The organism is Janibacter sp. CFPM2_SD2 (genome assembly GCF_057364645.1).
Window position 1 is genome coordinate 1 of the sequence record NZ_JBNFOF010000355.1, and the last position, 1234, is coordinate 1234.

The 1234-nt window shown below is 73.5% G+C and carries 1 protein-coding gene; it reads left to right on the forward strand.

Annotated elements, in window-relative coordinates; all coding sequences use genetic code 11:
- Nucleotides 1-1234 (forward strand): UvrD-helicase domain-containing protein (locus AC2W7J_RS18265; protein WP_485984198.1); only part of this gene is annotated, 1234 nt, incomplete at both ends.

A 1234-nucleotide genomic window follows, 5' to 3' on the forward strand; every position in this document is an offset into this window, starting at 1 on the left:
AGGCCGACGGGGAGGCCGGCGCGGGCGGCCTCGGTGGCGCGCCGACGATCTCGACCTACCACGCCTATGCCGGGCGCCTCGTCCGCGAGGGCGCCCTGCGGCTGGGCTACGAGAAGGACTCGCGCCTGCTCTCCGAGGCCGCCACCTGGCAGCTCGCGCACGAGGTGGTCGTCGCGTGGGACGGCCCGATGGAGGACATCGACAAGACCGAGTCGACGGTGACCAATGCCGTGGTCTCGCTGGCGGGCGAGCTGGCCGAGCACCTGCGCACGCCGGCCGATGTCGACGACTTCGCCCGCCGGACCCTCGCTCACCTCGAGACCGTGGCGGCGGCGGGCAAGGACTTCACGAAGGACTTCCGCGGCAAGGTCATGACGCCGATGGAGCAGCAGCGGCTCGTGCTGCCGATCGTCGAGCGCTACCGCGAGGTCAAGCGCGAGCGCTCGGTCATGGACTTCTCCGACCAGATGGCGCTCGCGGCGGCCCTGGCGACGCGCTTCCCCGACCTCGGGCAGGCCGAGCGCGACCGCTTCCGGGTCGTGCTCCTCGACGAGTTCCAGGACACCTCGGAGGCCCAGCTGATCCTCATGAGGGAGCTCTTCGCCCCGCAGGGGCAGCCGCCGGCCGCGGTCACGGCCGTGGGCGACCCGCACCAGTCGATCTACGCCTGGCGCGGGGCGAGCGCGACGACCTTGGCGACCTTCCCGCGCTTCTTCGCCACCGAAGGGGAGGCCGCTCCCGTCAAGCACCTGTCGACGAGCTGGCGCAACGACGAGTCGATCCTGTCCGTCGCCAATGCCGTGGCCGGGCCGCTCGGTGCCGTGAGCGGGGTGCCGGTGACCTCCCTTCGGCCTCGGCCCGGGGCCGGTCGGGGACAGGTGCAGGTGATGCGCAGCCTCACCGCCCACGACGAGGCGGCCGCGGTCGCCGAGTGGATCGAGACCCGGTGGTCCGGTGGCCGGCGCTCGGCGGCGGTGCTGTGCCGCAAGCGCAGCCAGTTCACGCTCGTCGCCGAGGCGCTGGCTGTGCGCAACATCCCGCACGAGGTCGTGGGTCTCGGCGGGCTGCTGCTCACGCCGGAGGTCGCCGACGTCGTCTCGCTGCTGACGATCGTGCAGGACCCTTCCGCGGCGACCGGCTCATGCGACTGCTCAGCCGGGCCCCCCCGGGGCTGCTCGGTCCGGCCGACCTCGACGGGGCTGGGGGGCGTGGGGCGCGCCAGCTGGCCAAGGCG